Source organism: Capilliphycus salinus ALCB114379 (genome assembly GCF_047276495.1).
GTDB lineage: Bacteria > Cyanobacteriota > Cyanobacteriia > Cyanobacteriales > Microcoleaceae > Capilliphycus > Capilliphycus salinus.
In genome coordinates this window covers 3,702,158-3,715,363 of sequence record NZ_CP178543.1, presented here as the reverse complement: position 1 = coordinate 3,715,363, position 13,206 = coordinate 3,702,158, and the positions used below count along the sequence as shown (strand labels likewise).

Annotated in this window: 10 protein-coding genes; 2 read left to right on the top strand and 8 right to left on the bottom strand. The window is 40.8% G+C overall.

What is annotated here, in order from left to right; genetic code table 11:
- Nucleotides 1-12: 12 nt before the first annotated feature.
- From ACL6C3_RS15430 to ACL6C3_RS15405, 6 genes are all read right to left on the bottom strand, one after another.
- Complete coding sequence (locus tag ACL6C3_RS15430) at nucleotides 13-249, bottom strand: DUF4351 domain-containing protein (RefSeq protein ID WP_413168103.1); 237 nt, start codon at nucleotides 247-249, stop codon at nucleotides 13-15.
- A gap of 66 nt (nucleotides 250-315) precedes the next feature.
- Nucleotides 316-4,668, bottom strand: a complete 4,353-nt coding sequence (locus ACL6C3_RS15425) for an Ig-like domain-containing protein (RefSeq protein ID WP_413168102.1) — start codon at nucleotides 4,666-4,668, stop codon at nucleotides 316-318.
- A 337-nt stretch (nucleotides 4,669-5,005) separates the two neighbouring features.
- A complete protein-coding gene (locus ACL6C3_RS15420; protein ID WP_413168100.1) occupies nucleotides 5,006-5,725 on the bottom strand; it encodes a hypothetical protein in 720 nt (239 codons plus the stop codon).
- A gap of 99 nt (nucleotides 5,726-5,824) precedes the next feature.
- Nucleotides 5,825-6,031, bottom strand: coding sequence for a hypothetical protein (locus ACL6C3_RS15415; RefSeq protein WP_413168099.1), 207 nt, complete (start codon nucleotides 6,029-6,031; stop codon nucleotides 5,825-5,827).
- Between the two features lie 42 nt (nucleotides 6,032-6,073).
- The gene (locus tag ACL6C3_RS15410; protein ID WP_413168098.1) at nucleotides 6,074-8,122 is read right to left on the bottom strand and encodes a CHASE2 domain-containing protein; all 2,049 of its coding nucleotides are present in this window, start codon (nucleotides 8,120-8,122) and stop codon (nucleotides 6,074-6,076) included.
- 444 nt (nucleotides 8,123-8,566) lie between these two features.
- Nucleotides 8,567-8,962 carry a hypothetical protein gene (locus tag ACL6C3_RS15405; protein ID WP_413168097.1) on the bottom strand — a complete coding sequence of 132 codons (396 nt, stop codon included), beginning with the start codon at nucleotides 8,960-8,962 and terminating at the stop codon, nucleotides 8,567-8,569.
- Between the two features lie 526 nt (nucleotides 8,963-9,488).
- On the opposite strand from ACL6C3_RS15405, the gene ACL6C3_RS15400 reads away from it, so the two are divergent.
- Nucleotides 9,489-9,875 (top strand): DUF4189 domain-containing protein, encoded by a 387-nt coding sequence (locus tag ACL6C3_RS15400; RefSeq protein ID WP_413168096.1) that lies wholly within the window; start codon nucleotides 9,489-9,491, stop codon nucleotides 9,873-9,875.
- A gap of 19 nt (nucleotides 9,876-9,894) precedes the next feature.
- On the opposite strand, the gene ACL6C3_RS15395 is transcribed toward ACL6C3_RS15400, so the two are convergent.
- Together ACL6C3_RS15395 and ACL6C3_RS15390 are read right to left on the bottom strand one after the other, a co-directional pair.
- Complete coding sequence (locus ACL6C3_RS15395; protein WP_413168095.1) at nucleotides 9,895-11,706, bottom strand: hypothetical protein; 1,812 nt, start codon at nucleotides 11,704-11,706, stop codon at nucleotides 9,895-9,897.
- Nucleotides 11,707-12,005: 299 nt separating this feature from the next.
- A complete protein-coding gene (locus ACL6C3_RS15390) occupies nucleotides 12,006-12,275 on the bottom strand; it encodes a hypothetical protein (protein WP_413168094.1) in 270 nt (89 codons plus the stop codon).
- A 224-nt stretch (nucleotides 12,276-12,499) separates the two neighbouring features.
- Here ACL6C3_RS15390 and ACL6C3_RS15385 point away from each other — a divergent pair, with 224 nt between their 5' ends.
- The gene (locus ACL6C3_RS15385) at nucleotides 12,500-13,117 is read left to right on the top strand and encodes a PEP-CTERM sorting domain-containing protein (protein ID WP_413168092.1); all 618 of its coding nucleotides are present in this window, start codon (nucleotides 12,500-12,502) and stop codon (nucleotides 13,115-13,117) included.
- Nucleotides 13,118-13,206 lie beyond the last annotated feature (89 nt).

Here is a 13,206-nt window from a genome sequence, read left to right as displayed (position 1 = left end):
GCGTGGAAACATCTAATAACATCTCCGAAAAGCCTCCAACTGTTCTAAAGACAGGGATTCAATTTGAGAGGGAATTTGAGGATCGATCTGACCGAACTTTCGGGTAAGCAGACGTAAAATTAGCGATCGCCCTTCCTGTTGCCGACCATCTTCTAGTCCTTCTTGATCAACTCTAGTTTGCTTGGACTCGGTAGCCAATTCCAACATCTGAATAATTTCCTGACGACCTGCGATTATAAAGTCTGACACCCCCACCAGCTAGGCATAGGTGAGGGTGACTTCATAGTTTATCTGATCGACAGCATCAGTCCAAAACTAAGCCGAGTAGAAACGGAGTCCAAAGTCATCATAATAAGGTCCGAAGAATGAGTTCTTATAGATATAGTCGTACTCGCTTCCCAGACCCAATTCGCCGGATGGTAAGCCGAAGAAGTTGTTATAGGGTTGGTAGAACAATCCCGTGAAATCTCCATCAAAGTAGGATGTTACATAAACATCACCGTTGGTGGCATCATTTCCCCAACCTGGAAAGACATTTCCAATTTGGTAAAATCCGCCATTAAATGTTTCATTCAGGAAGGAATCTACAAAAACTTCTCCGGGAAAATAGGTTCCTGACGGAGCATAGGTGTAACCATAGTAGGCGTCACCGCTACCGTAGAAGTAACCGAATTGGTACAGATCAACTCCCGTAAATGTAATAGGGGGTTGGGGGGTGGCGATCGGCGGAAGTTCAGGGGGATCGGCGGGAGGAGTCGGATCGGGATTTGGATTTTCGGGGGGTTCAACCGGCGGCTGATCTTCCGGGGGTGGCTCTGTTCCAACGGGGGGAACATCCGATCCTTCGCTCACCAGCAAGGAGAAGTTTTGAGTAAAGGTTTCCCCTGTACGACTACCAACGTGAATGGTGTAGGTTCCTTCAGATGGCGTATCAAAGAACACCTGTTCAACGTTATCTACAATATTGCGTTCATCCTGTTGAGCCGGTGCCGTTGGGTTTTCAGGGTTTAGAGTCCAGGGATTGTAGATTGTTCCCTCTTCATCTGTAATCCACAAATCCAAATCATTAACTAAGACTGAGGTACGGTCATCCAGTCCAGATTGAGGTTGACCCGCAGGATCTGTCCAAACTAGCGTTGCTTTAACTGGAGTGTTGGCAGATTGAACTTCAATATCAGCCGTGAGTTGACCACCAGTAAAGGTCTCTTCAAAGATCGACTTGTCTGGATTTCCATCCGCAACATTTGTGAGGAAGTTGGCAGCTTGAGAGCCATCGACAACACCCCAACCGTAGACATAATCCGGCCCTACGTTTCCGGCATCACTAGCCGTGTGAATTAATAAGGCTTTCCCAGTCGCGCTATTCGGCAGTTCTCCAAAGAGATCGTTGTAATGTTCATACAGTAGCGCCGCCGTTCCCGTGACGTTTGGAGCAGCCATTGATGTACCAGAGAATTTACCGTTGTAAGACGTGTCTGACTCTGCAACTGGTGAAAAGACATCTACGCCATTAGCGACCACATCTGGTTTCACCCGTCCATCATCTGTTGGCCCCCATGAGGAGAAACTAGATATCGAAACATCTCCACTATCATAAGGATCGTTGGTGATATCATTAATTGCTCCAACTACGAGTGTATTTTTCGCAGTCTTGCCACTAGGGTTGAGGGTGTCGTAACCGTTATCGCTAAAGTTGTCTGGAGGTGGAGGAGAAACTAAGCTAGTGTTCGCATCAACTGCAAATACCCCCTCTTGTATTTGATACCAACCTTCACCGGCGGGACCTTGACTACTAAATGTGACGTAAGCACTTCCTCTTGAAATACCTTGCTTATGACCTGCTCGACGGTATAAGTCTTGGAAATCGTCACTTCGCTCATTACCTGCTCCCCAGATACTCAAGAGTTCTGGATTTTCATAAAGGATTCGATCAAGTTCTGCGCTAGGATCACTATATTTACCAAAATCCGAACTTTCGGTAGAAAGGCTGAGATCACCCCACCAAGTATCAACTAAGCCAATGCCCCAGTCCATGCGAGAATCCCAACCCACACTCGGGCCGTAGGAATGGTTGGATAGATACAGTTGGTCTTGAGATGTTGCTGCTTCTATCTCTGCCAAATCATTAGCGTTATCAAAGCTTATAATCTGAACCTGATTCGCCATCCCTCGCGCATCTGGATTAACTCCCGACGCAGCAATTGTTCCGGCAACGTGGGTCGCATGATCGCTAAAACCACCAGGTGAATTTTCACCCAAGACAACTCGACTACCAAACTCCTGATGAGTATCAAGAACATTACCTCCATCCCAAACGCCAACTGTGATGCCGTTACCGCTCAGATCTAGACCAAGTTCACCGCCATCCCAAAGCTGATCGGCATTGGTTGTATCAGCAGCAATTGTATTAGATGGTAGTAACAAATTCAGTTCATCAGGACTCGGCCCGGTTCCCAGGAAAAAGATACCTTCTTCGACTTCTAAAGGTTCCTCTAGAAGATCGAATCCAGGTACTTCTGTCATATCAATTGTAAAGTCTGACCCGGATAAAACTACATCATCATCATCGTCATCATCGTCATCAGAAACGGGTGGATCGTCATCATCGACATCGAGGGTAAAGTCAATTGTTTCTTCGGAAACCTGACCCAACTCATCTTCGGCTTCGAGTTGCAGACTGTAACTTCCTTCAGCGAAGAAGTCTCCCAATACTGCTTCCAATTCTGTTGGATTGAGTGTAAAACTGCCGTCCGCATTGAGTTGACTGGAAATATTGGTTAGGGTGCCATCAAACCCGGCTCGGAAAGCAACAATTTCGTTATCATCGCTAACGGTTCCGGTAATAGTCGGATCGGTGGTTATCCCGTCACTATTATTTTCACCCGTATCGTTGGCGAGTTGTGCGGTAATTTCTGGTGGTTCACCATCGAGGGTAAAGTTAACTTCTGCCAATTCTGGCGATCGCAATTCCGAAGGATCAACCGCTCGTAAAAACACGGTGTAGGAGCCATCCACGAAGGAAATATTTAAGGCTTCTTCCAACTGGTTTGGAGTCAGGGTAAATGAACCATCGTCAGCAATATGGGTTGAAATCGGAACGAATTCTTCGCCAATGCTAACTTCTATTTCTGCAACGCCAAAATTATCGGTAGCGGTTCCCGTTATCGTTGGATCGGTGGTTATGCCGTCACTATTATTTTCACCCGTATCGTTGGCGAGTTGTGCGGTAATTTCTGGTGGTTCACTATCGAGGGTAAAGTTAACTTCTGCCAATTCTGGCGATCGCAATCCCGAAGTATCAACCGCTCGTAAAAACACGGTGTAGGAACCATCCACGAAGGAAGTATTTAAGGCTTCTTCCAACTGGTTTGGAGTCAGAATAAATGAACCATCCGCAGCAATATGGGTTGAAATCGGAACGAATTCTTCGCCAATGCTAACTTCTATTTCTGCAACGCCAAAATTATCGGTAGCCGTTCCCGTTATCGTGGGGTCGGAAGTAATACCGTCGCTATCACTTGTTCCGGTATCATTCGCCAATTCTGCGGTAATTGTCGGTTCAAATATATCGGTTCCAGGAGGTAATAATTCCCCCGGAAGCTCGTTGTTATCATCGGGAGCAATCGTAAACGTAATTTCTGCGATTTCTGGCGATCGCAAACCCGCAGCATCTACAGTTCGCAATTCTACAGTATAGATCCCGTCAACGAAGGAAATTCCCAGAGTTTCTTCCAACTGTTGTTGAGTCAGAGTAAATGAACCCTCCCCGTCAATATTGGTTGAAATCGGAACAAATTCTTCGCCGATACTGATTTCCAATCCCGCCACTTCCGCAGGATTTGCAACCCTTCCCGTTAGAGTAGGATCGGATGTAATATTATCCTGATTATCCAGTCCGGTATCGTTGGCTAGAGATAAAGAAATCGGTTCGTTAATGGGTGGATTCGATTCAGTTTCTACCTGTTGAATAAAACGATCTTCGGTTAAAGAATCAGAACTCACGCCCTGCAATAACGCCAACATTTCCCCCGAGTTAGTATCTCGAACGGCGGTATCTCCTGCGGGGGTTTGTTCCAAGCGTAAATCTTCAAAAGTCAATCCAACCGGCAACTCCAGGCGATCTTCGCTGGGGTTAAAGTTCACAATCAGATCGGTGGTTTCAACAGTATAGCCGCCCGATCCGATCTCCAGAACAAAAACATTTTCACCCTGACCACCGATGAGAATATCTGTTCCTTTATTCCCATAGATTGTATCGTTGCCTTGATCTCCTGCGATCAAGTCATCGCCTTGACCTCCAAATAATAAATCCGCTCCTGAACCCCCGTAAATGGTATCATTATCTTGGTGTCCGTAGACCGTATCGGCTCCTTCATTTCCAAACAGTAGATCGTCCGCTTCTGCTCCAGATATCAGGTCATCTCGCGCCAAGCCAAAAATTTGATCGGAACCGGAAGTTCCTACTAAAATGTTGACACCGGAAACATCTAGAATTGTATTTTGCGCTAATTCAAAACTGTTGAGAGGCTGACTTGTGATGGTCTCAACTCCTGAAAGTGGGTTCGTAAGATTCAGCGAGTTATTTAGGGATGGGTTGGCCGTTAGTCCCCCACCAAAACCATCGTCGGGAAAGATAAAATCGTCTGAAAAAGTATCAAATAGTAGCATAATCGTTCAGAAAGACCTGACTGTGTGTGGTCTGCCAGAACATATTTTGGTAGGGAGGAGCTTATGCAGGAGAGCCTGAAATCCAGTTCCCAACGGGTATTCAGTCAATTCAGTTCCGAGGGGATGTTGAGGCGAGTAAGGGAACCAAAGCTGTGGGGGAGCGTTTCCGGTTACACCTTTGTGGAAAACTGAAGTTTTGTTAAACTGCTGATAATACTCAAAATTAATCAGGATTCTGCCCGTGTATTGGAAATTTTTAATCTTGAGACGGAGAGGGGGTTTCAGACGTTTGATCGGTTTTTCTTTGATCTGAACCCATCCCTCTGTTCATACCATCCTACTCGCAAAGTTCACCGATAGTGGAAGTGAGCAGAGCTTTCAAATCCTCCGAAGGAGATTCCACTGACAGAACTTCTTGCCAAAAGTCCAACCAAAGGTTTTGACTGGCAAAATAATCGGCTCGACGCAATTTAGCCCCATCTCCAGTAATATTTTGGGCGGTTAATTCTTGTTCTAATTGTTGTAATTCTTGAGCAATCGATTCTCGCTCTCGATCCGTCATTATTGTAAACTCAACGGGCAAATATTCATCGTATTCGCCGTCCGGTTTATCGGAAAAATACCACTTGTAGGTTTGGCCGGGTTGAAGGTCGGTTTCGACGGTGATTTGATACAATTTTAGCTCGTCTGAGGATAGGGATGGCACTTTGTTGTTATCAGAAATTCTTTGATTCCAAAGATTCGTTCGACTGTCAAGCTCTCGAATTTCCAGTTTTGTAATTTCTCCACTCCAGGTTAACGTGGGGCGAATATTCCAAACCTTTAAAACCGCCAAATTGTTGGGAGCAATCGGACAAATATCATCTCCCCTGCTTCCTCCATCACCCGGATTTCCTTGGGGTTCGGTGGGCGGTTCGCTATTTTCAAAAAAACGATGCCAGGGCAGGGGCGACGAATTCTGTGCCAAGAGGGGAAAGACTAAATTAAAAAACAGAGAACATGAAAATAATAAGCCCATAAATTTCAGGCAAGTTCTCGGTTTAGGCGGATTTTTCATAATCAATATCCCGATAACTTTTGCTTAGGAATTATACGGCAACAGAACTCGCTTCAGTGGCTTTTTAGTCCTCAATTTTTTTTAACGTATTGCCACAGACTACCGACTACCAGCACCACCTGCTTCGCCCGAACCTCCTCCGGGTTCTGTAGGTGGTTCGCTGTTTTCAAAAAACTTACGCCCCTGTGGTGAGGTCTCCTGTGCTAAGACCCTTTGATAATTGATAGGTGAAGCCGAAAGCAGAACAACGGAACTAATAAAAATAGAACCAACTTGAACTAACGCGATCGCCATGTAAAGTTTCATTGGGAATCTCCCGATCAATTGGGTATCAAAGAACCAATCAGATTATCGAGATTTTCTCGGATTAACTTCGGGTAGAAGATAAATACAGAGAATAGAAAGTGGAATGATAATCGGTAAGAAAACCGAGGCATAAATATAAAGTTGTAAACAGACGAAGCCGTAAATCAGCGTACTGATCGACAGAAAAATAATAACTTTTTTTTGACTGATTTCGTATTGCTCAACGGCAACTTTTAAGCCTTTTGCAGCCAGTGCAAACAGCCATAAAAACCACAGGTCGGGAACGGGTACGACTGACTTTTTTTCTAGAAAATGGTGAAACAAGTAGGCGTGAATTTCTCCGCCCAACAGAATGCGACAGGGGTAGTTGGGTTGGGATTTTTTTTGCCAGTAGCAGAAAGCGGGAGGGGCGGGAAAATTATCTTCTCCGGGGCGATTAATTCCGGCGTTGGCGTATCCTCCGGGTACGATCATCATCACAGATTGTGGGTACTGTTTTTGAAGTTGTTCCGGTTGAGTTTCCAAAAATTCCTTTGCAGAAATGCTTTCATAAACCCGACTTTGAGGGATAGAAAAGTCTACAATTGGATGCAACCAGTATTGATAATATTGGTAAGAATATCGGGTGAGCAGGCGGGGACGCATCCAGGGAGAAAAACAGTTATTTCTTAGTAAAATTGGACTCGTTTCCTGCAATGAATCGGTTTGATTTTCCCGAGTTTTATAAGCTAATGCCAAGAGATAACTTAGGGGAAAAGGTCGTTCTTCATGTTCGCACGGTAGCAAAGTCATATAGCGTCCATTTTCCCAAACTCGGCTATCTCCTTGCCATTTTTGATCCGCAAATTTTGGAAGTGTCCAGCGACGTTCATTTTTTGAGTCTCGACTGGTGATGAAAATAGATTGAATTTTCTGCTCGTTTTTAATCGCCATCAGGGATTTTTCTAATACTTGATCTTCTTCGGGCCAGCTAACATTTAATAAGTAATCGATACCAATAACATTAACATTAAGTTTGGCGGCATGATCGAGCAAACGAGCCAAGTATTTTCGACTAAGTTGCAAAGCTTGGAGAAAATTTCCATCTTTGGGCGGTTTTAGTTGTTTTAAGTAACTCAAACGGTCATTCAAAACCTGTAAAATGGTTTGGTCAAGTTGAGTCACCAGTAATTGGCGATAACGCTGCAAAAATTCCTGGGTTTGGGTTTCGGCTTCATCGGGAGACGGTGAAACATAGTTGTCATCACACAGGGGTTCCCGTTGCGGTTGACGCGATCGCCGGATTAACTCAGCCAGAGAGACGAACTGTTCTAATAGCTCATCAGGAGTATAATTTGTGATTCCCTTTTCCTCCAAATTAGCGAGAATTCGGTTTAACTGTTCGGAAGTGGGTAGCTGACAGCGAGAACGGGAACGAGAACGGTTTTTTTGCAGGCGATCGCTCAAATAAACCGCTTGATAACTGTCTAAAAGTTCGGAGGCTTTTTGAGCCGGAACCAAACTATAATTATAAACCTCCACGAGCAAACGTTCTAGCTGTTTGGGATGATAATTATTGAGAATTGACCAATCACTCTGCAAGTGTACTCCACAGTCCCAAAGAAAGCGATTGAGTTCTGGCTGAGACTTTACCAATCGAGCCGTCCAAGTATTGAGTTGAGAGCGTTCTGGGTTGAACGTTCGCAGTATTTTGTCCGCCAAAGATTCATAGTTTTTATTCATTTTTGGGCGGGAATGCTGAAACCATTCAAAGTCATTGAGAACAAAGGGAAGCAAGTCAATTCGATTAAAACCGCCGACTTCTCCAAACCGTCTCTCCAATTCCAAACAGGTTTGATCAATTTGCTGAGAAATAAAGCACCGTAAACAAGATTCTGCCCCGAGTCGGGTTTGTGAATCTTCCTCTGCGAATTGTGAACGCATCAAATTAACCAATTGCTTTTGAATGGCGGTATCTGGAATGTCATCGCGATCGCTAAAGTGGGGAAACTGTTGTTGAAAGAAGGCTTTGGCGGTCGGAATTTCCTCCACCTGGCGTTTACCCCCGGTATTTAATCTCACCCAACACCAATATAGCAGTGCAGAACCCATGAGAATTAACAATAACCTCCAAATAGACGTTTAATTTGCCCTGCCACTTCTACATATTCTGAGGCGACTGAACTTATGCAATTTTAGATGTTCCGAATTGGATAATTCTTAGACCCGGTAGTAAACTTGGAACAATTTCTTTCAATATTATATTTGTGCGCTATTATCAAGGACACCTGATTATAAGAATGTTTAAAAATCACTTTCTGTAACGTTCTTTTCAAGTTCAAGTTCTTGGACATCGAGACTCAGGGCGCGAGTCATAGGCGATCGCGGAGGTCTGGGGGATTGCGCTCGCCGTGTGATGCTCACCAAAATGGCTCTCAACCTGAAAATTTAGTAGTTAGATTGGGGTAGTTTACTTCAATTTAGTTTTTGAAGCGATTTTCGGGAATTTGAACGCTCAAATTCCCCGGAATATAGGTATCTCCTCTGCTTCTGACTCTAACTTTGAGAAAGTGCAGTTAAGGCTGCTGAAAAATATCCTTCTCGCAATACATCTTGAGGATTAACAGTCTCTACAATTGTCATTAAACGAGCAATTACACCCGTCCATCCGGTTTGATGACTTGCCCCCAATCCGGCGCCATTATCCCCATGAAAATATTCGTAGAATAGAATCAAATCTCGCCAATGGGGATCGGTTTGAAACTTCTCAGTATTTCCATAAAGAGGACGCTGTTTTTGATCATTTTGGAGAAAAATATTACTCAAACGGCGAGTAATTTCATTGGCGACTTCCCACAGCGTCATCCATTGATCGGAACCCGTCGGACATTCGACTTTGAAATCATCTCCATAGTAAGCATACATCTTCCGTAATGATTGAATCAGCATCATGTGGTGTTCTAACCTTAACTCTGCCCAAAGCGCCCGAAACGGTTAACCGTGTGGTCAAGGTAAGTTTGACTAATGTTGAACAGCCCCAAATGGGTGAAGCGGATCAATAATTAAAACCCCTTAATAAAATGTTAGCCCCGGCAATGCCGGGGCTTTTTTGTGTTAAGTTTCTTGTAAAAGTGAGTAATAAATTAAACTTTGATGGAAGAGAGTTCAGATCTTAAGCTAAACTTTAATAAAGCCGACCTTCTCGACTCAAATCAATCTATATTAGAGATTGAAATATCTGTAAGTAGGCTGTTATAGATAAGCGTTCAAACCGAAAGCTTAAGTCTCTTATAATAAGGCACTTAAAGCATTTAGGATTGTTCGTTTGATTCTTTATTGTGTCTACTTACTTAACAATAGTTAACAAAAGGTTCTAAATCTAAATATTTCTGTATAACAATAAGTCAGAAAGAAACAATTATAGATACTATAAAGTCTGCATTTATATACCTAGTCAATTTAATTGGAGTTATTTATTATGCTTCTGAAACCTACAAAACTCATTCAATACTCTGGAGTTGCTCTAATCGTTGGAGTTTCATTCCTGATTGTAAATTCAGAAAAAACTTGGGCGCAAAGGGATTTATTTGCTGCCATATCATATTCACCGAGTAAAGGAATTAATGGTATTTCAAACGACAAGGCTTCACAAGAGCAAGCAGTCGAAGAAGCTAAACAGAATTGTGGTGAATCAGATTGTGATACAACATGGGTTAGAAATGGCTGTATGGTTCTTGCTGCTAACATAGATAATTCAAAAAATTATAGCTTCGGTTATGGAAGAACTTTAACCAGTGCAGAAAACGATGCACTACAAGGATGCACAGATTGTACAATTATCAGAACTTTATGTACAAGTAGATGATAAATTGGATCTAATTCTGCTAACCAGGGCCGTGTGAAAAATTATTTTGTTGGTTTCCACTATTATCATTACCTGATATTGGTGGAGTGGAATTGGATTTATTATCTGACAGATATGGCTGTGAAAAATATCGAGTATATCGAGTGATGTCAGGCAAAGCTTCCGAGTTTACCCCCGGATCAAATCGGGACAGTAAGGTCAATAATGATTGATCTATAAATCGAATAAATCTACTGTTTTTAGTTAGTATATTTATTTCCTTTTCTTGAAATTCTTGAGACTCTCCATTAGTCGCTATATAACTCAAAATTATCTGTTCAATTTCTACACCTTCTTTTAAGCTTTTTAGGTGGTATTCATATCCTCGATTGACTTGAAGTAAAAGGGGTACTTGAATAACTAAAATCAAACAAAAAGTATTAACTATAAATAAAGTTACAGGAATTTTAGCATTATTATTTATTGATTTGAATACATTTTCTAACCCATCTTTAGTTAAAAAAACAAAAAGTACACCACTAATCAAAGCTAATGGCCAAGCTAGAATTCCTGTGCTGACATCTAAAGAATAATAGAAAATTAATTTATTTTTAACTATCTCTACTTGCTGTTTGACGAAATTAAGTTGCTGTGTTATTCTTTCTTTCTGAGCAGGACTAGCATCCAAACCAGATAGCATAACTATATATTTTAACTCTTGTTCAAATTTTTTTTTCAACTTACTGTTGTTACTATTCCATATTGAAAATTTCAAAAATACTAAAAACTGATGTTCTGTTGTTTCTGGAATATTACTATTTGAATAACTTGTTGTATTTCCATATCGGTTATCTTGTGAATCCTGCTCTTTTGAATTCTGTTTTTTATCCGAGCAAAATGATCTATATTCTTCCGATTTACAGAAAGATTCAATCAAGGATTTTTCATAGGACATATGAGTTTCTTTGCCATAAGCTTTATCTAATAATTCTAGAAGTTTAATAAGCGAAGAATTTGTCGAAGAATTTAAAGATTGAAGGAGTTCAGGGGGTTTGAAATCATCAATTTTTGTTTTGATATTCTCTAGTTCTTTAGATATTTCTTGCTGCCTGTCTGATTTTTGAATATTTCTGATGTCTTCAGAAAACGCATTAAACTCACTCTTGATTTCTGTGACTGTCTTATTGTTGATTTCTATTTTACCAATATTTCCATTAATAATAGCTTTAGCACGCTCAAGGGATTGACATTTTTCTTCTGTTGAGCCTGGAGTAATAGTAGTAGGTGGGTTTGACAGTAAGTTTTCCAGCACTGGTTTACAGTCATTCTGGTTAACTTCAAAGTAGTCTTTCTCCTTTTCTATAATTTTACTGAGATCATCATAGATTTCTTTTATGAAAGCTTCTAAAGTAGAATAATTAGTTAAACTGTTTTTTAATTGATCGATTTCATCAAAAATTTTGTTTCTGTATGACAAATTGATTTTAATAGCTTTTTCCGCAATTTCACTATTCATAGGAGTTGTGAAATAGTCGGATTGGCTATTTAGCCATCCCTCAACTTGTTCCTTCTTAAGATTTATAACCAAGAAAGAAATTGACCCAAAGCAAGCCAAGTAAATCATTAAAAGGCAAAATATTTTGCTGGCTTCAGGTGTATTGAAAAAGTTATTAATTTGATGATTTAACTTCTTTTTCTTGGGCTGATTGAAAAAGTTATTGATTTGATGATTCAAATTATTTTCCTTGGGCTGATTAAAATTTTTATTATTAATTTTATGATTGAACTTGTTTTGATCTTGCGGATTGAATAATTTAGTAATCTCCAGCTTCATATGTCTTATAAGTTTCATAACGATCACCTTTACGTTTTGATAAATTAGTGAGGTCGATCAACCCAATTCAATCCTAATTTTTTTATAAGTAGAATTACAGTCGCATATTCGAGTGACAATTTTTATAAATTAGACAGTTTTAAATAACGCTGAATCTCTGTATCGACCGATAGATAAGGCGAACAGATTATCTCAAACATTTCATGTATAATTTCGTCAACAAACATCTCCAACTAAATTTTAAAACTTTAAACGTTCTCAAACAATAATTTAAACAAATCACTTTCAAGTATTAATAAATCTACTGCCCCACTTTCTTATTCGCGCAGAACAACCCTTACCCACAATATGTTAGTCTGGTGATTCCCCATATTCCCGCAGAAACTTGTGGAACAGCTTAACCTCTTTCCCAACAAAGTGAAGCGGAAGGTATCATCACCACCATTACCTTCTATGAAATCCTCACCTTGGTTTCCCATCATCAAATCATCGCCACTGTAACCGAAAATATTATCTTCTGACTCCAAACCCATCAAAACATCATGTCCTGAAAGACCCCGAATTACATCACGATTTTCTGTTCCCATTAGCTCGTCATTTTCATTACTTCCTTTAACTGTTTGACTATTGCTAATATTTGTTGGAGGTGAGGGTTCGGGTACAGTTTGAAGTACAGATTCATCCTCTTCGGGTACGAATTGATCTTCAGATTTTACGTTAGCTGGAACTTCAGAACTATCATCTTGTTCAGAATCCGTATCTAATTGAGATTCGGTAAGCCATTAATTTTTCGTGTACAGTTAGTCCAGCGATGGGAGCTGGTGTGAATACTTGTATGGTTACGGGTGAATTTGACGAGTTTTTTGTTCCAAATTTGCTGAGTTCTTTTTCTATCCCTAATCGCCCTGGCCAGCCGATCACAACATACTATCAATTCAAGTATGATATTTCCGATTCTCAAGAATGTGAATCATTTACTAATGCGGAAAACCTATTTTATACGGGTCTAACTCAATTTAATATTTTAGGAGTTGAATTTTCTGGTGGAAGCACTCTGGTGTCTTCGGTTGATGATACAGGTTTTTTGCTTAATGGAAGTGACTTACAGGCTACTATTACAGATATTAGTTTACTTTCGCCCTGGAATATTCATGGTTCGGATTATGATACGTTAGATATCGGATTAAATCTGGATATTGATCCTCAAGATTCTTCCTTACAAAAAGTATCATTTGACTTGGAGTTTTTATCTTCTATTACCAATGATTTTGTATCTTTGAATATCTTTGATAACAATCCCAATTCGCCAACTTTTGTTAGTTCAGTTCCAGAACCTTCTTCGATTCTAGGATTAGCTAGTTTGGGAACGTTAGCTCTAAGCAATTTTATGAGAAAGAAACTATATAGCCGTGATAAATTTAAAGCGTAGGACGAGAACCATAAGCTTCTTCCCTCATAAAATTAACCCTTGGACTAAGAGATATTAAAGTTTGAGGGTTATATTTAATCACAGGTTTA

Coding starts and splice junctions, on each gene's coding strand:
- ACL6C3_RS15410 (WP_413168098.1), bottom strand. CDS start 8,122: ATGGGTTCTGCACTGCTATATTGGTGTTGGGTGAGATTAAATACCGGG.
- ACL6C3_RS15390 (WP_413168094.1), bottom strand. CDS start 12,275: ATGGGAACAGAAAATCGTGATGTAATTCGGGGTCTTTCAGGACATGAT.
- ACL6C3_RS15415 (WP_413168099.1), bottom strand. CDS start 6,031: ATGAAACTTTACATGGCGATCGCGTTAGTTCAAGTTGGTTCTATTTTT.
- ACL6C3_RS15400 (WP_413168096.1), top strand. CDS start 9,489: ATGCTTCTGAAACCTACAAAACTCATTCAATACTCTGGAGTTGCTCTA.
- ACL6C3_RS15385 (WP_413168092.1), top strand. CDS start 12,500: ATGGGAGCTGGTGTGAATACTTGTATGGTTACGGGTGAATTTGACGAG.
- ACL6C3_RS15425 (WP_413168102.1), bottom strand. CDS start 4,668: ATGCTACTATTTGATACTTTTTCAGACGATTTTATCTTTCCCGACGAT.
- ACL6C3_RS15405 (WP_413168097.1), bottom strand. CDS start 8,962: ATGATGCTGATTCAATCATTACGGAAGATGTATGCTTACTATGGAGAT.
- ACL6C3_RS15395 (WP_413168095.1), bottom strand. CDS start 11,706: ATGAAACTTATAAGACATATGAAGCTGGAGATTACTAAATTATTCAAT.
- ACL6C3_RS15420 (WP_413168100.1), bottom strand. CDS start 5,725: ATGAAAAATCCGCCTAAACCGAGAACTTGCCTGAAATTTATGGGCTTA.